Source organism: Pseudaeromonas sharmana, assembly GCF_042649925.1.
GTDB lineage: Bacteria > Pseudomonadota > Gammaproteobacteria > Enterobacterales > Aeromonadaceae > Pseudaeromonas > Pseudaeromonas sharmana.
Genome location: NZ_JBHSAF010000015.1, coordinates 402,411 through 423,708, shown reverse-complemented (window position 1 = coordinate 423,708; position 21,298 = coordinate 402,411). Strand labels below are relative to the sequence as shown.

Sequence of the window (21,298 nt, the reverse complement as noted above, 5' to 3'; positions counted from 1 at the left end):
AAGCTCCCGCGGGAGCTTTCTGTGTTTTCGCCTGTCCTCGAGCGAAACCTGCGGTTAGACTGACTACAGTCCCCTTGGTCGAGGAGTCAGTATGCAAGAGCGTAACATCATCAGTTCGGTGCTTATCGGCGCCCTTTTTTGTGTCGGCATGACCGTATTTGGCGTCTTGCTGACCGAAGGGATGATTCAATTCAAGGACATGGACCGCTCCGTCTCCGTCAAAGGCCTCTCCGAACGCGAGGTGGCCGCAGATGTCGCCATCTGGCCCATTCGCTATACCGAAGTCAGCAATGAACTCGGTGAGGTATATAGCGCCATTGAACTGAAAAACGAGAAGATCCGGCAATTCCTGCAGCAGCAGGGATTCAAGGTAGACGAAATCTCGGTGTCGGTTCCCGGTATCCAGGATCGGCAGGCGCAAGGCTTCTCCGAGGAGCAGGTGCGCAATGGTCGCTATGCAGGAACCTCGACGCTGACCGTCTACAGCACGGATATCGACATGGTGCGCAAGGCGATGACCAATCTGTCCCAGTTGGGGCAAAACGGCATTGCCATCAGTGGCCAGGATTACGAGGTCCGTACCCAGTTCCTGTTCAACGGTCTGAACAGCATCAAACCGGCGATGGTGGAAGAGGCTACGCGCAATGCGCGCGAGGTGGCCGAGAAATTCGCCCATGACTCCGGCAGCAAGCTGGGCAAGATCAAGCGGGCCAGCCAGGGCCAGTTCAGCGTCGAAGATCGAGACAGCAACACACCCTACATCAAACGGGTGCGCATCGTCTCGACCGTCGAGTATTACTTGGCCGACTGAGCCTCGAGTACCACGCCGTTGATGCTCACGCGCCCTGCCGTTGCACGCAGGGCGCTGTGCCAGCCCCCGTCCTGTTGCTGCAGATAGCCGGCACGCTGCCACTGCTGCACAGTCGTCTGGTTCGGCCACAAGGCAAGCAAGCGATCACTGGCCTGCAACTCCAGCGCCCCTTCCAGCCGGCTCAATAGTGCCGGGACGGATAACAGCGGTGCCGGATTGGCCTGCAGTGCCAGTTTACCTGCCAGCTGCAGCACTCCCTGATTGAACGTCATCGTAAACTGCGGCAGGTTCAGTGTGCCGCCCTGCGCGGCCAGCTGCTGCAATGCCGCCAGTTTTTGCCATTGCGCCATGGCGCCCTGCACCGGTCCTTGCACCAAGGCTTGCAGCGCGCTGCTGTCGAGATCCAGCAATTGCAGCTGCAACTGCAACTGTTCGATATCCACCTCGCCCTGTGGCCAATGACATTGTGCACACGCCAGGTTCAATGCCAGCGTCTGTCGTTGGGGTTCACGCCCCGGCAGCCGCTGGAAAGCCCAGTCGAGCTGCGTCACCTGCAGCCCGGAGGTCAGGGACACAGCCTCGACGGCACCCTGTTGTTGTTGCAGCTGCCAGTCGCCCTCCTGCAAGCGCCAATCGGCTGCCGCTCGCAGTGGCGCGATGCGCCAGGAGGGTGCCGCGGCGGTCGGCGTCATGCCTTGCCAATCCAGCGACAAGCTCAGGCGATCCCGGCTGCCGACCAGGGCCAGTTTCAACGGCGCGACAGTCAAACCGGGCTCGGCATCGATCTGGAAGCGACTCATCTCAAAACGGGTGTCGAAACGCTGTGTCAGCCCGTACACATGCCAGCGCAACTTGTGGGGAACCGCCGCCATGCCATGCTCCAGGATCAACTGCTGGTAGCGGCCCACCTCCGGATCCAGGTATGCCCGACCACTGATGTAGAAAGGCCACAGCTGCTGACGGATGTTCCACTGCCAGACAGTGGCAGATGCCGGTTGCAACAGGCCGGCGCTCAGTTGACGCACGACATCGGGTTGCAGAGTCAGTTGCAGATCGCCATCCCGCTGCAACCATGTGTTGGCATCCGGATGCCATTGCGCCTGGACACCAGGCACGCTATTGAGTGCCGCTAGCCAGGCCGTCAGCTGTTTATCATGTTGATACGCCGTCAGCCACTGCCCTGCCACCGCTATCCCGAGCAGCCCCACCACGCCAGCGACGGCTACTTTTATCAACGCTCTCATTCCATCATCCCATGCTAGCCGTTGGCGCTATGCCTAGCGGCAATTCAGAGCGCACACTCTGCCAGACTCGCACGCAAACGCCAAGCCGTTACAGCAAGGGGCTGAACAGGTAGAGCAGGTTCTCGAGCAGCCGTTTACGCCAGGGCCGCTTGCTCCATGACGACAGGTAGAGACGCTGGGCCTGACGCATATAGCCTGCCTGAACCGCTGCCAGCTGGCCGGCAAAGCGGACGTCATCGATCAGCAGCATGGTTTCGAAATTGAGCCACAGACTGCGACGATCCAGGTTCAGCGTGCCAAACAGTGCCAATCCATCGTCAATTAACACACTCTTGGTATGCAATAACCCTTGTTGAAAGCGGTAGATTTCAACACCGGACTCCAGCAGCTCCGTCAGGAAGGCATCGCTGGCATGGCGCACCATGAACGAGTCGTTGCGCGCCGGCAGGATCAGGCGCACCTGCACTCCGCGCTCCGCCGCCGAGCGCAACGCCGCGACCAGGGGATCATCCGGCACAAAGTAGGGGGTGGTCAGCACGACCCGTCGCCGCGCACGGTAGACCGCCAGCAGCAGGATCTGCTGGATGCAGTCACCGCCGGTGAACGGCCCTGAGGGCACCAGCTGCAGATGCTGATCATTTTGCGCATCAAATTCGGGGCTGTGCTGCTGGGAGTCAAGCAACCGCTCCCCGGTCTCCATCTCCCAGTCCCGCACAAACAGCGACCAGATCAGCGGCACAATCGGTCCCTGTACTCGCACCATCAGGTCGATCCACTGCCCGACGCCGGCATCTTGCTTGAAGAAGCGCGGGTCAACCAGGTTCATCGAGCCGGTATAGGCCACCCTGTCATCGATCACCACCAGCTTGCGATGCATGCGCAGATCCTGACGCTGCAACGGAATGCGCCAGCCGGCGACCGGCAGCACCTCCACCAGCTTGACGCCAGCCTCGGCAAAGCGTGCCGGCCACTGGCCGCGGAAGAAGGACTTGCTGCCCACCGAATCCAGCAGCACTCGACAGTCCACCCCGCGCCCGGCTGCGCCCACCAACGCCTCGGCGACCTGATCCGCCCAACCTCCGGCCTGCCAGATGTAAAATTCAAGATAGCAGGAGACCGTGGAGGCCCGGATATCCTCGGCGATGGCATGCAAGATGGCATTCGGCTCATCCAGCATCTCAATGCGGTTGCCGCCCAACATGGGTAAACCAAGACGAGCCAGGATCAATTCGCTGATGGGTTCGGCTGCGCTGGATACCTTGGCCGGCTGTTGCGGGAAACTGGCGACCAGATCGTGGATCCAGCGCGCCAGCGGTTCATACAATGCCTTGGCGCGCTCCACGCGCTTGCGCCCGAGGCGGATCTCGCCAAACAACAGATAGAGGCTGATGCCAAGAATAGGAATGGTGAAGATCAGGCTGAGCCAGGCCAGGGAGACCCCGATCGGGCGCCGGGTCATGATCACCCGCATGACGATACCGACCACCAGCACCACGTAGCTGGTAAACAGCACCATGCCGATGAACTGGCTGAGGTAGTCAAAAACCAGGCCGTGCGATCCCATGTACGCTCCCCTTGCTGGCCGGCAACGCTGGCATCGCGTCCGGCGGGTGTTATGATGCTGCCACTCTTCCGAGCGGAAACCAGACCATGATACCCAGCCTGCTTCTCGCCCTCGCCCTGAATGTGTCACCACAGGGCACTGTCGATATCAGTGAACAGCAGTTGACCCAGTATGTGAACAGCAAGCTGAAATACGCCCAGCAGTTTGGTCTGCCGGGTCTGTTTGAGGCGGATATTCGCACAAAAAGCCTGCAGGTGTCGCTGGCACGACAGCAGCCGCAACGGGCAAACGTGCAAAGTCTTGCCGACTTCACGCTGTCGTTACCCAACAAGCCCGCCATCAATGGTACCTTGCAGGCCAATTTTGAGGCCAAGCCGCGCTACGACGTGCAGCAGGGTGCCGTCTACCTCGATAACTTCACGCTGCAGGATTACCAGCTACAACCGGCCGCGTTACAGCAACAGTTTGCCCCCTTGATGGGTTATCTGGTCAAGGGGTTGCAACAGCGTCTGGCTAACCAACCGGCCTATCGCCTCAATACCAAGGACCAGCAGCAGGCCTGGCTCAAGGAGCATGTGACCGGATTTGAGCTGCAACCCGGGCTGTTGCGCCTCAAAACCGCGCCGTAAGGCTTGTCAGCACGGCGACATTGCGGCAGCCTATGCCGGCCATCTGTGTCAAAGGATCGATACGCATGTTCTGGATCACGCGCCTGCTGCCCTGCTTGTTGTTGATGTGGCTCGCCGGATGTCAAACACCGTCCGGCCAGCAGGAGCCGGAAACCCGGAGCCGCCTTGGCTCACCGACGGCGGTCCGAGCGGCGCTGCTGGATCAATATGGCCAGTGGCGCGGCGTCCCATACCGCACCGGTGGCACCAGTCGTTACGGTGTCGATTGCTCTGCCTTCGTGCAGATCACCTTTCGTCAACAGTTTGGCCTGGCACTGCCCCGCGACACCGATGGCCAATCACGGATTGGCGTCGCGGTGCGCAGCGGACAACGCCAGCCCGGCGATCTGCTGTTCTTCAATACCGGTCGTTTCAGCCGCCATGTCGGCATCTACCTGCAGCAGGGACAGTTCCTGCACGCCTCCACCAGCAAGGGGGTGATCATCTCCAGCCTCGACAATCCCTACTGGCGCAAGACCTACAGTCAGACTCGCCGCCTGAGTCAGTAAGCCGCAGCTCACCGTTTATGCCTAAGCCTCGCGGACATGGCGTACGCCAGTACGGCGCCCAGCGCCGGCAAAAAGCAGGCACCAACGGCTCGGATGACTACATTGCACGGCATCAGCCGCCAGCAACGGCCTGCGGCCCCGTCGCTGGCGATTACCCTGAAAATGCAGTAGCAAACGGCTCGGATTATTAAATCAAACTTAATAATCCCGCCCAGACGGACGCGCGGCGCGACGTCACGCGCATAAAAAAGCCCCCTCGCCGAGGGGGCTTCAATGAACCGGTCTGGCGCTTAGCCCAGCCAGACGCGGGCGTTGCGGAACATGCGCAGCCACGGGCTGGCCTCGCCCCACTCATCCGGATGCCAGGAGTTGGCCACGGTGCGCATCACGCGCTCCGGGTGCGGCATCATGATGGTGACGCGGCCATCACGGGTGGTGAGACCTGTGATGCCCTCCGGCGAGCCATTCGGGTTGAACGGGTAACGCTCGGTCTGTGCACCGTAGTGGTCGATGAAGCGCACCGCCACGGTGTCACTGCCCTGGATCGCCGCCAGATGGGCCGCATCACGCACTTCTACCCGCCCTTCACCGTGGGAGACGGCGATCGGCATGCGGGAACCGGCCATGCCGGCGAAGAACAGCGACGGCGAGGACTGCACCTCGACCAGGCTGAAGCGGGCCTCGAAACGCTCGGATTCGTTGCGCACGAAGCGGGGCCACAGCTCGGCACCCGGGATCAGATCCCGCAGGTTGGACATCATCTGGCAACCGTTACAGACGCCGAGGGCGAAGGTATCATTGCGCTGGAAGAAGGCGGCAAATTCGTCACGCGCCCGCGGGTTGAACAGGATGGACTTGGCCCAGCCCTCACCGGCCCCCAGCACGTCACCGTAGGAGAAGCCGCCGCAGGCCGCCAGGCCCTGGAAGTCCGCCAGTTGCACACGACCGCTCAGCACGTCGCTCATGTGTACGTCGATACAGCTGAAACCGGCACGGTCAAACGCCGCCGCCATCTCGTTTTGCGAGTTGACGCCCTGCTCACGCAGGATGGCAATACGTGGTTGGGTGCCCTTGGCAATAAACGGTGCTGCCACATCCTGATTCAGATCGAAGCTCAGCTTGGCGTGCAGACCCGGATCCGCGACGTCAAACTTGGCCTTGAACTCGGACTCGGCACAGGCCGGATTGTCGCGCAGCGCCTGCATGCGATGGGTGGTCTCGGCCCACAGGGTACGGAAGTGGACGCGGCTTTCGCACAGCACTTCGTTGCCATCGCGGGTAAAGCGCAGCACATCTTCACCATTGAGCGCACCGATGACATAGGTGCACGCCGCCAGGCCATGACCGGCCAGCAGGGTCAGCACGGACTCCTTATCCGCACGGCGCACCTGGATCACCGCCCCCAGCTCTTCGCTGAACAGCGCGGCCAGGTTGTCGCTGCCGACCTGATCCAGCTCGACCGTGACCCCGGTCTTGCCGGCAAAAGCCATCTCGGCCAGCGTGACGAACAGGCCACCGTCGGAGCGGTCGTGATAGGCCAGCAGCTTGTCATCGGCCACCAGTGCCTGGATCGCGTTGAAGAAGCCCTTCATCTGCACCGGATTGTCGACATCCGGCGTCTGTTGACCGAGTTGTTTGTATACCTGCGCCAGGCAGGAGGCGCCGAGGCGGTTCTTGCCATTGCCCAGATCGATCAGGATCAGATCGCTTTCGCCCTTGTCGGTGCGCAGTTGCGGCGTAACGGTTGCGCGCACGTCTTCGACGCGGGCAAACGCCGTGATGATCAGCGACAATGGCGCAATCACCTCGCGCTGTTCACCGTCCTGCTGCCAGCGGGTCTTCATCGACATGGAGTCCTTGCCGACCGGCACCGTCAGTCCCAGCTCAGGGCACAGCTCTTCACCGACCGCCTTGACCGCCTCATACAGACCGGCATCTTCACCCGGATGACCGGCTGCGGCCATCCAGTTGGCGGAGAGCTTGACGCGGCTCAGATCGCCGATGCGCGTCGCCGCAATATTGGTCAGCGATTCGGCCACCGCCAGACGCGCCGAGGCGCCAAAGTTCAACAGCGCCACCGGTGTGCGCTCACCCATCGACATCGCCTCGCCGGCGTAGGTGTCGTAGGTGGCAGCGGTGACGGCACAATCGGCGACCGGAACCTGCCACGGGCCGACCATCTGGTCGCGCGCCACCAGGCCGGTCACGGTACGGTCACCGATGGTGATCAGGAAGGTCTTCTCGGCGACCGTTGGCAAACGCATGATGCGTTCGGCCGCATCCTTGACGCTGATGCCGTCCAGCTGCAGCGCCTCACCCTGTGCCTGCTGACGTTTGACGTCGCGATGCATCTTCGGCGGCTTGCCGAGCAACACTTCCAGCGGCAGATCGATCGGCTGGTTGCCAAAGTAGCTGTCGGCCAGCGTCAGATGCTGCTCGGCGGTCGCCTCACCGATGACCGCGTATTGGGCGCGTTCGCGGCGGCACAGCTCTTCAAAGCGGGCCAGTTGATCCGGCGCCACCGCCAGGACATAGCGCTCCTGGGATTCGTTACACCAGATCTCCAGCGGGCTCATGCCCGGCTCGTCATTCGGCACCTTGCGCAGTTCGAAGCGGCCACCGCGGCCACCGTCGTTGACCAGCTCCGGCATGGCATTGGAGAGACCACCGGCGCCAACGTCGTGAATGAAGACGATCGGATTGTCTTCCCCCATCTGCCAGCAGCGGTCGATCACCTCCTGACAACGGCGCTCCATCTCGGGGTTATCGCGTTGTACCGAAGCGAAATCCAGATCCTCTGCCGACTGGCCGGAAGCCATGGATGAGGCGGCACCGCCACCCAAGCCGATGTTCATCGCCGGGCCACCCAGCACAATCAGCTTGGCGCCGACCGGGATGTCCCCTTTTTGCACGTGCTCGCGGCGAATGTTGCCCAGACCACCGGCCAGCATGATCGGCTTGTGGTAACCGCGGATCTCGCTGCCGTTGTGGCTGGCAACCTGCTCTTCGTAGGTACGGAAGTAGCCGAGGATGTTCGGACGGCCAAATTCGTTGTTGAACGCCGCCGCGCCCAGCGGGCCATCAATCATGATGTCGAGGGCGGTCACGATGCGACCCGGCTTGCCAAAATCGGTTTCCCACGGCTGTTCATAGCCTGGAATGCGCAGGTTGGAGACGCTGAAGCCGCACAGACCGGCCTTCGGCTTGGAACCCCGACCGGTAGCACCTTCATCGCGGATTTCGCCGCCTGAGCCCGTCGCTGCGCCCGGGAACGGTGAAATCGCCGTCGGGTGGTTGTGGGTTTCCACCTTCATCAGGATATCGATCGGTTCCTGATGGTATTCATACTCGAAGGTCTCCGGGCTGGGGAAGAAACGTCCCGCTTCGGAGCCGACCATCACGGCCGCGTTGTCCTTATACGCCGAGAGCACGTGTTCGCTGTGCTGCTCGAAGGTGTTCTTGATCATCTTGAACAGCGACTTCGGCTGCTTGACGCCGTCGATGGTCCAGTCGGCGTTGAAGATCTTGTGACGGCAGTGTTCGGAGTTCGCCTGGGCGAACATGTACAGCTCGATGTCGTTCGGGTTGCGCCCCAGACGGGTGAAGCTGCTGACCAGGTAGTCGATTTCATCTTCCGCCAGCGCCAGCCCCAGCTGGATGTTGGCCTGTTCCAGCGCGGCACGACCGCCGGCCAGGATGTCGACCACGGTATGTGGCGCCGGCTCATGGTGCGAGAACAGGGCTGCGGCGGCCGGCAGCGAATCAAACACGCACTCCATCATGCGGTCATGCAGCAGCGCCGCGACCTGGCGGCGTTGTTCGGCATCCAGCGCATCGGCTGTCACATAGTAAGCAATACCGCGTTCCAGACGCAGGATCTGGTTCAGACCACAGTTGTGGGCGATGTCAGTTGCTTTGGAAGACCAGGGGGAGATGGTGCCGGGACGGGGGGTGACGAGGAACAGATGACCAGTAGGAGCGTGTTCTGCGATCGTGGGGCCGTACGTCAACAGCTTGCCCAGTGTCGCTCGCGCCGCGTCATCCAGCTCGGCCGACAAGTCGGCGAAGTGAACGAACTCGGCATACAGGTCCCTGATGGGTAGCCCCATCTCTTCAAAGCTCCGCAACAGTTTACTGACACGAAAGCCGGATAAAGCGGGGGCACCTCGTAAGATTTCCATGTTACCAATTCTCACCAAGTTAAGGGGGGGATGTGGAAGTGCGCGTATTATAGGAACCCGCCGATGTGATGTCGACCGCAAAAGACAAACGTTTTAATGACATCAGTCCAGTGGCGTCACGGCTGTCATCGGGGAATGCGAGCGCGCGTTTCCTCGCCTTTGCCAGGTGGCAACTTGCCGGTTATGCCATCAAAAAGTGCCGTAAATTCCGGCTTAAGCCGCATAATTGATTGAAATGGCAAGAAGTTGTCTGGTCGGATCGGTTATGGTAGCGTTGTCACTAGCCAGCCAGGCTGTATTGGCAGGAGAACGACCATGTTAAGAAAGAGAAAATTGGCACCACGCAGACGGGCAGCCAGCCGGTGGCCAAGCCACCGCAGTACACTGTCACTGGGCAAGCGCAAGGTAAGACGGCGCCAGCATGTGCTGTTTAGCGTCGTCCGTCAGGGATAGGGCATGGCCGACCGGTCATGCGTAGAAGGAATAGCCACAGGCTGAATTAACTCAGCCAGTACCCCAACAGCGCAATTCGACGGCGGTTGAAACCGCCTGACAACGAAAAGAAAAAGGAGCCACTGGCTCCTTTTGTCATTTATTGCTCCCGAGAGCGATTACGCCGGACGAAGGTCGTAGCGCGCCGCGCGTTTGGAGACCAGGTTATTGCAGTGATTGCAAAAAAAATCGACTGCCCCACAGGCCTGAACCCGCTCCAGCACCTCATCACACTCGGGACAGTGCGCTGTCACGACGAAGTGTTGATGACAGGCACTGCATTCGCTCTGGCTACGACGCGGGTCGAGTGCCTCGCTGCCACATGCCGGACATGCGATCTGATATGCCATATCTCTTCTCCTCCTCGTTAGCGCAGTCCGTTAGCCTTTCTTGACGTGTTTCATCAAACGACGGCGTTTGCGGATCTGGCTCTGGGTCAGCTTGTTCTTCTTGCCTTCGAACGGGTTTTCCCCTTCCTGGAAGTCAATGTGGATCGGCGTACCCATGATCTTCAGTGATTTGCGGTAGTAGTTCATCAGGTAACGCTTATACGAGTCTGGCAGATCCTTGACCTGGTTACCGTGAATGATGATACGTGGCGGATTGTAACCACCGGCATGGGCATACTTCAGCTTCACACGGCGACCGCGAACCAGGGGCGGTTGGTGGTCATCCTGAGCCATCTGCATGATACGCGTCAGCAGCGACGTACTCACCCGACGGGTAGCCGACTGGTATGCTTCCTGAATGGATTCGAACAGGTGGCCCACACCGGTACCATGCAACGCCGAGATGAAGTGGATGCGCGCGAAATCGACGAAGCCGAGCCGACGTTCCAGATCCAGTTTGATCTGCTCCTTGACGTCCTGATCCAGACCATCCCACTTGTTGACAGCAATGACGATAGAACGGCCTGAGTGCAAGGTAAACCCGAGCAGGCTCAAGTCCTGATCGGAGATACCGTCACGGGCATCAATGACCAGAATGACGACGTTGGCGTCTTCAATCGCCTGCAGTGTCTTGACCACCGAGAACTTCTCGACCGCCTCGTAGACCTTTTTCTTCTTGCGCACGCCTGCGGTGTCGATGATCACGTACTGCTGCTCGTCACGCTCCATCGGGATATAGATGGAGTCGCGCGTGGTACCCGGCAGATCGAAGACGATGACGCGGTCTTCGCCCAGCATGCGGTTAGTCAGCGTGGATTTGCCGACGTTCGGGCGCCCGACAATCGCAAACTTGATCGGCAGATCGGCGAACGGTTGTGACACCTCTTCACCCTCTTCCTCGTCCGGTTCGAGCTCGTCGAGATCATCCCACTCGTCATCCCACTCATCAGCGTCGGCGTCGTCACCATCCGCCTGCTGCTGCAGCACTTCCAGATACGGGGTCAGCGCCTGCTCCAGCAAGCTGTGCACCCCACGACCATGGGCAGCCGCGATCTGGTAGATGTCGCCCAGTCCCAGCTCGTAGAAATCACCGACCACAGAGTCAGCGTCGATGCCGTCAGTCTTGTTCGCCACCAGGAACACTTTCTTTTGCTGACGGCGCAGGTGATGGGCGATGACGATATCACCGGGTGTCACACCGGCTCGCGCATCGACCAGAAACAGGACCACATCCGCTTCTTCAATGGCCAGCAGCGACTGCTCGGCCATCTTCAGCTCGATTCCTTCCTCGGAGCCGTCGATACCACCGGTATCGACGACGATAAATTCCATCTCGCCCACTTTGGCCTGACCATATTTGCGATCCCGGGTCAGCCCCGGAAAGTCGGCGACCAGCGCATCACGGCTGCGTGTCAGACGGTTGAACAGGGTGGATTTACCGACATTCGGACGACCCACCAGGGCTACAACTGGAGTCATAAAAGACCTCGATTTTTAAACGACAAAGGCTCCTGGTCGTTGACCAGGAGCCAGATTAATCACTCACCCGTGGTTATGGACGCTTTAGTGCGACCAAATCACCACTGCGAGTCTGAACATAGAGAACGTCACCATCGGCAACCGGCGCGACATATAAACCATCGCTGTCCAGTTCCTGCATCGACAGGATGCGGCCGCTGCTATTGTCGAGCCAGTAGAGATAGCCTTCGCCATCCCCCACCACAACATAGTTGCCGAACACCACAGGTGCGGTCACGTTACGGTAGGAGAGTTGGGTATTGGCCCACTCCTCACTGCCGTTACGACGGTCGATACCATAAATATGGCTGCGGGCATCTGTCAGGATCAAATCCGACGCCCCAACACCAATGTTCTGGTAGGCGCTGTATTTACGCTTCCACAGCTCCTCGCCACTGAGCAGTTTGCGGGCCATCAGCTGCCCATTGTAGGCCACGGCAAAGAGTTCATCGCCCACGACCACCGGCTGGGCGTCGACATCCACCATGCGCTCAAGTTCGGTCGCACCACGCGGTGAAGCCACGCGGGAGACATTGGCCAGCAGGCCGCTGTCCAGCAACACCACAGCCACACGACCATCGGCGCGACCGTAAATGACACCACCAGAAGCAATGACCGGCGTCGACTGGCCACGCAGCGTCAGACGCGGTTGATCATCCCCCGTGGTCCAGACGATATCGCCCTTTTCAACATCCAGGGCTACCATCTTGCCAGAGGTCGTCGCCACGACCAGTTTGCCGCTGTCAGCCACAGGGGCCGCCAGTACCTCGCCCGGCACAGACTGGCGCCACAGCAGTTCGCCAGTCTCCTGATCCAGAGCATAGACATAGCCATTTTCCGAACCGACGAACAACTTGCCGTAATAAGCGGTCATGCCACCGGAAAGTCGGCTGCTGCGCTTGTCACTGTTCTCGGGCTCGTCCGCGAGATCTTTTTTCCACTTGCGATCGCCGCTCATCTTGTCAAATGCAGCCACCACACCATCGCGTGATGCCGCGTAGACGAGATCGCCTGCCACGACCGGGCTTAATTGGGAGTAGTAGCTACCGACCCCATTTCCGACCGAGCGCGACCACAACTTTTCAGGCTTGAACTGGGAGTCGACCTGCGGCACCGGGGCCATCTTGACGACATCTTCCTCGGAATTGAACAGTGAACAGCCTTGTAGCGCTATCCCGGCAATCAGAGTCAGACCCAGACCTCTCAACCAGTTATGCATTCGTCTTCTCTTCAGTGGCAGGAGCCAGAGTCATCAACTCATCCAGCTTCATCTGCAATTCAGGATTCACCTTGCCATCCGCCTTGTCAGCTGCTTGCTGGTATGCCGCACGAGCCTTGTCGCGCTCACCTTGTTTCAGCAGCAGATCACCACGCGCTTCGGCAACCATGGCAGCATAGGCGCTATCTTTGACACTATCGAGCTTTTTCATACCGTCAACGGCTTTGCCTTGCTCACCCAATACACGCGCAAGACGAACCGTAGCCAGTGATTTGATATTGTCGTTCTTGCCTTCAGACACGCGCTGCAGTTCGCTCGCGGCCAGATCCAGCTTTCCCGCCTTGACTGCAGCCGCAGCCAATTGCAAACCAGCCAAATCAGCATACACGCTGCCTGCTTGATCCTTGATGAACGCATCTACAACCGGAAACGCTTTTTCATTTTGCAGTTCAAGCTGCTTGATGATCGCGGTGTAAGCTTCGGCACCGGCTTCCATCTGCCCCGCCTGATGTTCATTCCAGGCTCGCCAGCCGAACATACCGCCGAGGCCCAGCACGGCACCCAACAGAATCGCTTTGCCGTTCTCTTTCCACCACGCCTTTATCGCTTCGGCCTGTTGTTCTTCGGTGTTATAGATTTCCACGTCGTTATGCTCCTGTGCGGGCGGCCATCACCGCTGCCAGCTCGTCCTGTCTGACAGTCAGTTGCTCACCCTCTGCTCGCAAATACTTGATACCGACTTCGCCATTGGCAATTTCGGTTTCCCCCAGAATCAACGCTATCTCGGCACCTACTTTATCTGCACGCTTGAATTGCTTCTTGAAATTCCCGCCGCCACAGTGGGTCATAACACGCAACTGCGGCAACGCATTACGCAGCGATTCGGCCAACTGCATTGCGTTAACCAGCGCCGCGTCGCTACCGATGCAGACATAAACATCGACGGCTTTGGCAACCCCATCCGTTTTGCCAAGGGTTTCCAGCAATAACACCAGACGCTCCATGCCCATGGCAAAACCGACCGCAGGTGTAGCTTGACCACCCAACTGTTCCACCAGGCCATCATAACGACCACCGCCACAGACGGTACCTTGTGATCCCAAACTGTTGGTGACCCATTCAAAGACGGTGTAGTTGTAATAATCCAGACCACGCACCAGGCGCTCGTTGACCTCATAGGCAATGCCGGCCGCTTCGAGCAGGGCTTTCAGCCCGGCGAAATGGGCGCGCGTCGCGTCAGTAAAGTAGTCAGACAGGCGAGGCGCATCCGCCAGCAAGGTCTGGATGGCCGCATCCTTGGTATCGAGAACACGCAGCGGATTGGTATACATGCGTCGGCGGCAATCGTCATCCAGGCGTTCTTTGTGCTGTTCCAAAAATGCGACCAGCGCCTCACGATAACGCGCACGCTCCTCAGATGAGCCCAGCGTGTTCAGCTGCAGCGTCAAATGTTCACTGATGCCAAAGGCTTGCCACAGACGAGCCGTCAACATGATCAGCTCGGCATCAATATCCGGGCCGTTCAGGCCGAACACCTCGACGCCGAATTGATGGAACTGGCGATAGCGCCCTTTTTGCGGTCGTTCATGACGGAACATGGGGCCGATATACCAGACACGGCGTTCCTGGTTATAGGTCAGACCATGTTCAATACAGGCGCGAACACAACCGGCCGTGCCTTCGGGGCGCAATGTCAGACTGTCGCCATTGCGATCCTCAAAGGTATACATCTCTTTTTCGACGACATCGGTCACCTCACCAATGGCGCGCTGGAACAGGTGGGTCATCTCGACAATCGGCATCCGCATCTCGGAGTAACCGTAAGAGGCAACCACCTGTCTGAGGGTGGATTCGACCATCTGCCACAGTGGACTCTGCTCCGGCAGGCAGTCGTTCATACCGCGAATCGCTTGAATCTGTTTAGCCACGTTTAATCTCGAATGCAGTTGCTGGCTGGGAAAAAATTGCCCGCATTATAGGAAGTTTCATCAGCCAGGTAAAATAAAGGGAGCCAAGGCGACTCACTGGTCGCCTTGTTGCTAGATTTCGTCGATCTGGATGCGTTTACCTTCGTCCAGGCGAGCAACCCGGGCTCGAATACGCGCCTCCAGCTGATCCACCAGCTCCAGATTATCCAAACGGTCGACACGCACCCCCGCTTCGTAGAGCGCGCTCTTGCGGTTGGCCCCCGCCAGGCCGAGATCCGATACCAGCGCCTCACCGGGGCCATTGACCACACAGCCAATGATGGAGACGTCCATCGGCGTGGTGATGTCCTCCAGACGCTGCTCCAACGCATTGACCGTGGCAATCACATCGAACTCCTGACGTGAACAGGACGGACAGGCGATGAAGTTGATGCCTCGTGAGCGAATTCGTAACGACTTGAGAATATCGAAACCGACTTTCACCTCTTCCACCGGGTCGGCCGCCAGCGAGATACGCAGCGTATCGCCGATCCCGTCAGCCAGCAACATGCCCAGGCCGATGGCGGATTTGACCGCACCGGAACGAAAACCACCGGCCTCGGTGATTCCCAGATGCAACGGCTGTTCAATCTGTTTGGCCAGTAACCGGTAAGCATCCACCGCCAGAAAAACATCTGATGCCTTGACGCTCACCTTGAACTGGTCGAAGTTCAACCGGTCCAGTATATCGACATGACGCATTGCCGACTCGACCAACGCTTCCGCCGTCGGTTCGCCGTAACGATCCATCAAATCCTTTTCCAGCGAGCCGCCATTGACACCGATACGGATTGGAATAGCCAGATCGCGGGCACAATCCACGACCGAGCGGACCCGGTCTTCCTTCCCGATGTTGCCGGGGTTAATGCGCAAACAATCGGCACCATACTCTGCGACTTTCAACGCGATACGGAAATCAAAATGAATATCCGCGATCACCGGGATCGAAACCTGTTGCTTGATGAGGCGAAACGCTTCGGCGGCATCCATCGTCGGCACCGACACCCGGACCATGTCGGCGCCGGCACGTTCGATAGCACGAATTTGTGCCACCGTCGCTTCGACATCCGTGGTGCGGGTATTGGTCATGCTCTGAACCGAGATCGGTGCATCACCACCGACCGGTACCTTGCCAACCATGATCTGCTTGCTTGGGCGGCGCTTGATTGGAGAAGGGTGACTCATAGCTTAGTTCTGCAATGGCAATTGGAAACGGGCGACACGGCCAATCGGGAAACGTTTCATATCGACAGACTCACCCTTGAAGGTAATGAGTACATGCTTGGGCGCACCGACAGTCAGACGAAACGGCGCCTCGCCCTTCAGGCTCTCCTGCTGTCCAGACTTACGGGTTCCGGAAAGCAGCTTCTTGTTTTTGGCATCATAGACTTCCAACCAGCAATCACCGGTAAAGCGGATCTGCAAATCGCCGTCCATGGTAACAACCGCGTTATCTGTCGTAGCCACTGTCGTCACCGCAGCACTGGCAACGGCTTCAGTCACCACGGCGGTTGCAACAACTGCAGCAGAGGCCGCAGTCTGCGCGGAGGAGGCCGCAACGGCCGCAGAGCTAGCGACATTTGCAACTGGCGCCGTCTCGATAGCGGTACTGACGGCCGGGCTGACGGTGAGCGCTACGGCTTCACTGACCACAGGAGCCGGCGCGATAGTCACAGAGGCACTCGCTGCATTGAGCAAGGCCTTGTCATCCAGTTTGACGAGTTCCGGTTTCTCGGCCGGACGCCCCATGATCCAGAACAAGACACCCAGCCCAATCACAATAAACAGCAACCAGGAGAACAGGCGCAGCCGGTTTTCATTGGCTTCCAGGCGACGACGACCGGAGAAGCTGTGCATCTCGGCAAACGGCTTATCGACAAATCCCAACGTCTCGTAGGCGGCAACGACGTCGTCTTCAGAGATGCCAACCAAACGGGCATAGATCTTCAAATAGCCCCGGGTAAACGTGGTCGCGGTACGTTGATCAAAACGATCCTGCTCGATGTCACGAACCAGAGAAACTCGCAGATTCAGCCGGGAGGCGACCTCAGGTTGGCTTAGTCCCCGGGCTTCACGCGCTTCGCGCAATAATTTTCCCGGACTGACGGTCGCAGAGCTGGAATCGTGGTGTTCAATAGTCATTGTTCAAATATCTTCTGGCTTGATCTGATTTGGGGTATTGCTGCACCAGCTGACGGCCATATTTGTGCAGCATCGCAATTTCACCTTGGGCCTGAGCCAGTTGCAAGCGCAACCACAAGCTTTGGGCCGATTCCTTGCCACCAACGCTGTAACGCTTGAGATACGTTTCCGCCTTGGCTGGGTTGTTATCCATCAATGCCAGCTCACTGGCCGACAACAAGAGCTTGCCACGGCCTGGATTGTATCCGATGGCCTGGTCAAAGTACTGCGCTGCCTTTTTTTTGTCACCGGATTTCAGCGAGCACAGCGCAGCATTCTCGTAGGTATCATCCATCCGAACATATTTAGGCTGCTTCAGCGCCAGATTAAACTGCTCGTCGGCTTCCTTGTAACGCTTGTTCGCGCACAAGAAGGCACCGTAGTTGTTCATGGCATCCGCATTCGTGCCATCGCGCGCCAAGAGCTGGCGATAACTGCTCTCGGCAGACGTCAGATCGCCTACTGTCTGGTAGTAGTAGGCCTGAGTCAAATAAACATTCGGATTATCGGGGTCAAACGAGAGGGCTTTTTCAATATTTAACTTGGCTTGGGCCATATCACCCTTGCGCATATAACCCACAGCCAGGCTCAGTCGGGTCTTTGCTGCCGTCTTGTTGTCAACGCTGTTCTGAACCACTTCTTTGCCCACATAAGTGGTTTCCGTTACACAGCCGCTCAAGGCGGCCAGCATGGTCCCGACGATAAGAAGTTGTTTTTTCATGAATCGAGCATTAACGGACTGGATTTCAAAGCATTTTGACGGAAATCCCCTGCTCTTGCACCCGTTTTTTCAAGGTTCGCTTGGTTCTGTCGATCACGTCACCTACCAGCTGACCGCAGGCCGCATCGATATCATCACCTCGCGTCTTACGCACAATCACGGTATAGCCGTACTCCATCAACACCTTGGAAAACCGGTCGATGCGGCTGTTGCTCGGCTTGCCGTAAGGATTGCCCGGGAACGGATTGAACGGAATAAGGTTAATCTTGCATGGAGTATCTTTTAACAATTCGGCCAGTTCATGCGCCTGCTGCATATCATCATTGAAGTGATCTAGTAGCACATACTCGATGGTGACCCGCCCCTGATTGGCATTCGATTTCTCAAGATAGCGCCGCACGGCCGCCAAGAACGTCTGGATGTCGTACTTGTCGTTGATCGGCATGATCTCGGAACGCAAGGCGTCATTCGGCGCATGCAACGAAATAGCCAGTGCCACGTCGATCATATCACCTAACTTGTCCAGGGCCGGGACTACGCCTGAGGTCGAAAGCGTCACGCGGCGCTTGGAGAGGCCAAAGCCGAAGTCATCCAGCATCAGCTCCATGGCCGGCACCACGTTCGCCAAGTTAAGCAATGGCTCACCCATGCCCATCATGACAACATTGGTGATAGGACGTTTGCCAGTCTCCTTGGAGAAGCCAATCACTTGGGCTGCGCGCCATACCTGACCGATAATTTCCGACACCTTAAGGTTTCTATTGAAACCTTGTTGTGCCGTCGAGCAGAACTTGCATTCCAATGCACACCCGACCTGAGAAGAAACGCACAGCGTCGCGCGGTCATCTTCAGGAATGTAGACGGTCTCGACTTCCTGATCACCGACCAGCATGGCCCACTTGATGGTACCGTCACTGGAGCGTTGTTCACGGCTGATCTCCGGAGCACGAATTTCGGCAATCGCACTGAGCTTCTCGCGTAGCACCTTGTTTACATTGGTCATCTGAGAGAAATCATCACACCCGAAGTGATAGATCCACTTCATGATCTGATCGGCTCGAAACGGCTTTTCACCCATTTCGGCAAACAAAGCTCGCAGCGCCTTGCGATCCAGATCCAGCAGATTGATTTTGGTGTCGCTCATGATTTACTCCGGGAAAACCCAACTAACTTTGACAATACCCAGCTCACAACGGGTGGACGCCGAGAAGGGCGCGCATTGTACAAATTTTACCACTGCCTTTCCACTTACGCTTTATATGGCTTCTACACAGACTTTCGCGGATAAAAAGCGGGAGGCTCTATGCCTCCCGCGTCTTTGATCTGACACATCACTCATCGGGTGCGGATGCAGATATCCTCATCCGAGAAGAAATAGGCAATTTCCCGCTCTGCTGAGGTTACGCTATCTGAACCGTGTACGGCATTTTGCTGTACCGAGGCCGCATAGTCAGCGCGGATGGTTCCCGCTTGTGCTTTCTTGGGATCCGTGGCACCGATCACTTCCCGATGGCGGCGGATGGCATCCTCGCCCTCCAGTACCTGCACCATGATGGGACCAGAGGTCATGAACTTGATCAACGGGTCAAAAAAAGGCTTCCCCTTGTGTTCAGCATAAAAACCTTCAGCCTGTTCCCGGGTCAGATGCAACATTCTCGCGGCAATGATGCTCAGCCCGGCGTTTTCAAAGCGGTGGTAGATGTCACCGATCAAATTACGGCCCACTGCGTCGGGTTTGATGATGGAAAAAGTGCGTTCTAGCATGGCGTGATCCTTTCAAGACCAGAATTGTTATCAGCGTTGCTCGCCGATTATATGGTAATCGCGAGCAATAACATGTGCGCTTGTTACCTTTTCTTAAAAGTTTTAACGCCTGAGCAATAATTGCTGACAGCTGGTGCCCTGTCACCGCCGTTTGCCGCACGACCGAGAGCGCTTCTCGTCCCTTCGGGCGTTTGCTACCCTTGTCGCCAATAGTTCCGGCCCGGACCTTTCCCCTGCGCGCCGGTATCACGGAGGAGAACATGCTCGAACACATCAACGCAGGCTTGATCGGTTACGGCTATGCCGGTCGGACGCTGCATGCCCCGCTGCTCAATGCCACGGCAGGTATTCATTTACACTCCATCGTCTCCCGCGATGGCGATAAAGTCCGCGCCGAATGGCCACAAGTGCAGCATCGTATTGATGCCGAGCAACTGCTTGCAGATCCCGATATTGACCTCGTCGTGATCGCTACCCCCAACGACACCCACTTCCCGCTCGCCAAGGCGGCATTGCTTGCCGGCAAGCATGTCGTCATCGACAAACCGTTCACGCTGGATAGCCGTGAGGCGCGGCAACTCATTGCCCTTGCCCACGAACAGGATCTGCAGCTATCCGTCTTCCATAACCGCCGCTGGGATGCTGATTTTCTGACATTACGCCAGCTGATTGGCAGTGGCGAATTAGGCGAGGTCTTGTACCTGGAGTCGCACTTTGACCGTTACCGGCCGCAGGTGCGCGATCGCTGGCGCGAGCAGGCGGTACCCGGAAGCGGTCTTTGGTACGATCTGGGCGCTCACCTGCTGGACCAGACCTTGCAACTATTCGGTGAGCCGGAAAGCCTGTGGCTGGACTTGGCTCACCAGCGCCCGGGCGCCAAGACCGACGACTTCTTCCATGCCATCTTGCAATACGGTGAGCGCCGGGTGGTGTTGCATGCCAGTACCCAGGTGGTTGCCCATGCTGCACGCTTTACGGTTCACGGCTCGCTGGGTTCGTATAGCAAGCAGGGGCTGGATAGCCAAGAAGAGCAGCTGAAGCAAGGCATGTCACCGCTGGATCCACAATTCGGGCTCGATGCGCGTCCTGGTCGGCTGACCACGCTGCAAGGTGACAAGGAGCGCGTTCAGGACCTCAGCAACATCCCGGGTCGTTATCTGACGTTCTACCAAGGCATGGCCGAAGCCATTCAACGTGGTACGCCTGCACCGGTCCAGGCCGAAGAGGCATTGAAGGTGATGGAGCTCATCGAGCTGGGATTGCGCAGTGCGCGCGAAGGCCGCCGCCTCACGCCGGGCCAGCTGGACAGCGTGATTCAGAGTGCACGCACGACCCCGCCACCGCGGCAACCGATATCGGAAATGGTGCGGCCGCGCCCATTGCCGATTGCCAATCGCCCGACCAGTACGGTGTCAACCAATAATGCATCGCCGGCGACCGCTCGTCCTGCCACTGTGGTCAGCCCGCAGCCGGCTGCGCGCGTGCCCACGCCTGTCAGCAGCAGGCTGGAGACGCCCGCCATTCACCCGAGGACGCCCCCTGAAGCGTCCCCGGTGAGTGAGCGGGCGATGTTCCGTCAGCCAGGCCCATTAGACAAGAGTCGCGACAGTGTGCCGCAGTTTGCTACCGCCGGTGCAGCACAGTCGCCTCAGCGACCCACGCCTTCACCGCAGCAAGCCATACCCGCTCAGCCCCCAGTCACCGGGACTTCATCCCGGCCCGGATCGCCACAACCCGGTGGTTACCGATTTGGTTTGACCACAGGGCCCGGACTGGCCGCCGGCCATAGCGACGAACCGGCTGAACCCAAGCTGGATCTCAGCCATCTGGACCCGATCCCCGAGCAGAATGAACCTAAGTTGGGGACCCCCGTGGTGACGCGTGCCCAGCCCCCGGGGAGGCCGTCGACTGAGCCCGAGATTTTGCTGCCCGAGCTCACTCCGGCCAGTCTGCTCGCCAGCGAACGCAAGGCTGCTCCTCTCCCGAGCCGAACCCCGTTGCCCCATCTGAGCGTGCGCGATGAGGACGTCGAGGATGACGATCTGCCCCCATTCAGTGCCAGTTAGAGCG

17 protein-coding genes are annotated in these 21,298 nt (G+C 58.6%); 4 read left to right on the top strand and 13 right to left on the bottom strand.

The genetic code is table 11. The features are described from left to right. Nucleotides 1–91 precede the first annotated feature (91 nt). A complete protein-coding gene (locus ACFOSS_RS16580) occupies nt 92–811 on the top strand; it encodes an SIMPL domain-containing protein (protein WP_377154694.1) in 720 nt (239 codons plus the stop codon). Here ACFOSS_RS16580 and ACFOSS_RS16575 read toward each other — a convergent pair. Then, nucleotides 796–2,055 carry a DUF945 family protein gene (locus ACFOSS_RS16575; RefSeq protein WP_377154692.1) on the bottom strand — a complete coding sequence of 420 codons (1,260 nt, stop codon included), beginning with the start codon at nt 2,053–2,055 and terminating at the stop codon, nt 796–798. The genes ACFOSS_RS16580 and ACFOSS_RS16575 overlap by 16 nt on opposite strands. 88 nt (nt 2,056–2,143) lie before the next feature. Next, complete coding sequence (gene cls, locus ACFOSS_RS16570; protein WP_377154690.1) at nt 2,144–3,619, bottom strand: cardiolipin synthase; 1,476 nt, start codon at nt 3,617–3,619, stop codon at nt 2,144–2,146. Nucleotides 3,620–3,705: 86 nt separating this feature from the next. Between cls and ACFOSS_RS16565 the strand changes: the two genes are divergently transcribed. Together ACFOSS_RS16565 and ACFOSS_RS16560 are read left to right on the top strand one after the other, a co-directional pair. Further along, nucleotides 3,706–4,248, top strand: coding sequence for a DUF1439 domain-containing protein (locus tag ACFOSS_RS16565; protein ID WP_377154688.1), 543 nt, complete (start codon nt 3,706–3,708; stop codon nt 4,246–4,248). Nucleotides 4,249–4,313: 65 nt separating this feature from the next. After that, nucleotides 4,314–4,796, top strand: a complete 483-nt coding sequence (locus ACFOSS_RS16560) for an NlpC/P60 family protein (protein WP_377154686.1) — start codon at nt 4,314–4,316, stop codon at nt 4,794–4,796. A 290-nt stretch (nt 4,797–5,086) separates the two neighbouring features. Here the strand turns inward: ACFOSS_RS16560 and purL are convergent, their stop codons facing one another. From purL to ndk, 11 genes are all read right to left on the bottom strand, one after another. After that, the gene (gene purL, locus ACFOSS_RS16555; protein ID WP_377154684.1) at nt 5,087–8,977 is read right to left on the bottom strand and encodes a phosphoribosylformylglycinamidine synthase; all 3,891 of its coding nucleotides are present in this window, start codon (nt 8,975–8,977) and stop codon (nt 5,087–5,089) included. A gap of 611 nt (nt 8,978–9,588) precedes the next feature. Then, nucleotides 9,589–9,819 (bottom strand): zinc ribbon domain-containing protein, encoded by a 231-nt coding sequence (locus ACFOSS_RS16550; protein ID WP_377154682.1) that lies wholly within the window; start codon nt 9,817–9,819, stop codon nt 9,589–9,591. A 30-nt stretch (nt 9,820–9,849) separates the two neighbouring features. Continuing rightward, a complete protein-coding gene (der, locus tag ACFOSS_RS16545) occupies nt 9,850–11,337 on the bottom strand; it encodes a ribosome biogenesis GTPase Der (RefSeq protein ID WP_377154680.1) in 1,488 nt (495 codons plus the stop codon). Between the two features lie 73 nt (nt 11,338–11,410). Continuing rightward, nucleotides 11,411–12,595, bottom strand: a complete 1,185-nt coding sequence (gene bamB, locus ACFOSS_RS16540) for an outer membrane protein assembly factor BamB (RefSeq protein ID WP_377154678.1) — start codon at nt 12,593–12,595, stop codon at nt 11,411–11,413. Beyond that, complete coding sequence (locus ACFOSS_RS16535; protein ID WP_377154676.1) at nt 12,588–13,238, bottom strand: YfgM family protein; 651 nt, start codon at nt 13,236–13,238, stop codon at nt 12,588–12,590. Before ACFOSS_RS16535 ends, bamB begins: the two co-directional genes overlap by 8 nt. A 4-nt stretch (nt 13,239–13,242) precedes the next feature. After that, nucleotides 13,243–14,523 carry a histidine--tRNA ligase gene (gene hisS, locus ACFOSS_RS16530; RefSeq protein WP_377154674.1) on the bottom strand — a complete coding sequence of 427 codons (1,281 nt, stop codon included), beginning with the start codon at nt 14,521–14,523 and terminating at the stop codon, nt 13,243–13,245. 111 nt (nt 14,524–14,634) lie between these two features. Next, nucleotides 14,635–15,747, bottom strand: a complete 1,113-nt coding sequence (gene ispG, locus ACFOSS_RS16525) for a flavodoxin-dependent (E)-4-hydroxy-3-methylbut-2-enyl-diphosphate synthase (protein WP_377154672.1) — start codon at nt 15,745–15,747, stop codon at nt 14,635–14,637. Between the two features lie 3 nt (nt 15,748–15,750). After that, nucleotides 15,751–16,704 carry a cytoskeleton protein RodZ gene (rodZ, locus tag ACFOSS_RS16520; RefSeq protein WP_377154670.1) on the bottom strand — a complete coding sequence of 318 codons (954 nt, stop codon included), beginning with the start codon at nt 16,702–16,704 and terminating at the stop codon, nt 15,751–15,753. Then, on the bottom strand, nt 16,694–17,464 hold the full coding sequence (pilW, locus tag ACFOSS_RS16515) for a type IV pilus biogenesis/stability protein PilW (protein WP_377154668.1): 771 nt from the start codon (nt 17,462–17,464) through the stop codon (nt 16,694–16,696). The genes rodZ and pilW overlap by 11 nt, the downstream gene beginning before the upstream one ends. A gap of 25 nt (nt 17,465–17,489) precedes the next feature. Then, nucleotides 17,490–18,608, bottom strand: a complete 1,119-nt coding sequence (locus ACFOSS_RS16510; protein WP_377154666.1) for a bifunctional tRNA (adenosine(37)-C2)-methyltransferase TrmG/ribosomal RNA large subunit methyltransferase RlmN — start codon at nt 18,606–18,608, stop codon at nt 17,490–17,492. Between the two features lie 191 nt (nt 18,609–18,799). Continuing rightward, on the bottom strand, nt 18,800–19,228 hold the full coding sequence (ndk, locus tag ACFOSS_RS16505; RefSeq protein ID WP_377154664.1) for a nucleoside-diphosphate kinase: 429 nt from the start codon (nt 19,226–19,228) through the stop codon (nt 18,800–18,802). 260 nt (nt 19,229–19,488) lie between these two features. Between ndk and ACFOSS_RS16500 the strand changes: the two genes are divergently transcribed. Then, nucleotides 19,489–21,294 (top strand): oxidoreductase, encoded by a 1,806-nt coding sequence (locus ACFOSS_RS16500; RefSeq protein ID WP_377154662.1) that lies wholly within the window; start codon nt 19,489–19,491, stop codon nt 21,292–21,294. The last annotated feature ends 4 nt before the right edge of the window (nt 21,295–21,298 follow it).

Excerpts from the sequence above, each read along its gene's own strand:
- ACFOSS_RS16580 (WP_377154694.1), top strand. The coding sequence starts at position 92 with ATGCAAGAGCGTAACATCATCAGTTCGGTGCTTATCGGCGCCCTTTTT.
- ACFOSS_RS16575 (WP_377154692.1), bottom strand. The coding sequence starts at position 2,055 with ATGAGAGCGTTGATAAAAGTAGCCGTCGCTGGCGTGGTGGGGCTGCTC.
- cls (WP_377154690.1), bottom strand. The coding sequence starts at position 3,619 with ATGGGATCGCACGGCCTGGTTTTTGACTACCTCAGCCAGTTCATCGGC.
- ACFOSS_RS16565 (WP_377154688.1), top strand. The coding sequence starts at position 3,706 with ATGATACCCAGCCTGCTTCTCGCCCTCGCCCTGAATGTGTCACCACAG.
- ACFOSS_RS16560 (WP_377154686.1), top strand. The coding sequence starts at position 4,314 with ATGTTCTGGATCACGCGCCTGCTGCCCTGCTTGTTGTTGATGTGGCTC.
- purL (WP_377154684.1), bottom strand. The coding sequence starts at position 8,977 with ATGGAAATCTTACGAGGTGCCCCCGCTTTATCCGGCTTTCGTGTCAGT.
- ACFOSS_RS16550 (WP_377154682.1), bottom strand. The coding sequence starts at position 9,819 with ATGGCATATCAGATCGCATGTCCGGCATGTGGCAGCGAGGCACTCGAC.
- der (WP_377154680.1), bottom strand. The coding sequence starts at position 11,337 with ATGACTCCAGTTGTAGCCCTGGTGGGTCGTCCGAATGTCGGTAAATCC.
- bamB (WP_377154678.1), bottom strand. The coding sequence starts at position 12,595 with ATGCATAACTGGTTGAGAGGTCTGGGTCTGACTCTGATTGCCGGGATA.
- ispG (WP_377154672.1), bottom strand. The coding sequence starts at position 15,747 with ATGAGTCACCCTTCTCCAATCAAGCGCCGCCCAAGCAAGCAGATCATG.
- rodZ (WP_377154670.1), bottom strand. The coding sequence starts at position 16,704 with ATGACTATTGAACACCACGATTCCAGCTCTGCGACCGTCAGTCCGGGA.
- pilW (WP_377154668.1), bottom strand. The coding sequence starts at position 17,464 with ATGAAAAAACAACTTCTTATCGTCGGGACCATGCTGGCCGCCTTGAGC.
- ACFOSS_RS16510 (WP_377154666.1), bottom strand. The coding sequence starts at position 18,608 with ATGAGCGACACCAAAATCAATCTGCTGGATCTGGATCGCAAGGCGCTG.
- ndk (WP_377154664.1), bottom strand. The coding sequence starts at position 19,228 with ATGCTAGAACGCACTTTTTCCATCATCAAACCCGACGCAGTGGGCCGT.
- ACFOSS_RS16500 (WP_377154662.1), top strand. The coding sequence starts at position 19,489 with ATGCTCGAACACATCAACGCAGGCTTGATCGGTTACGGCTATGCCGGT.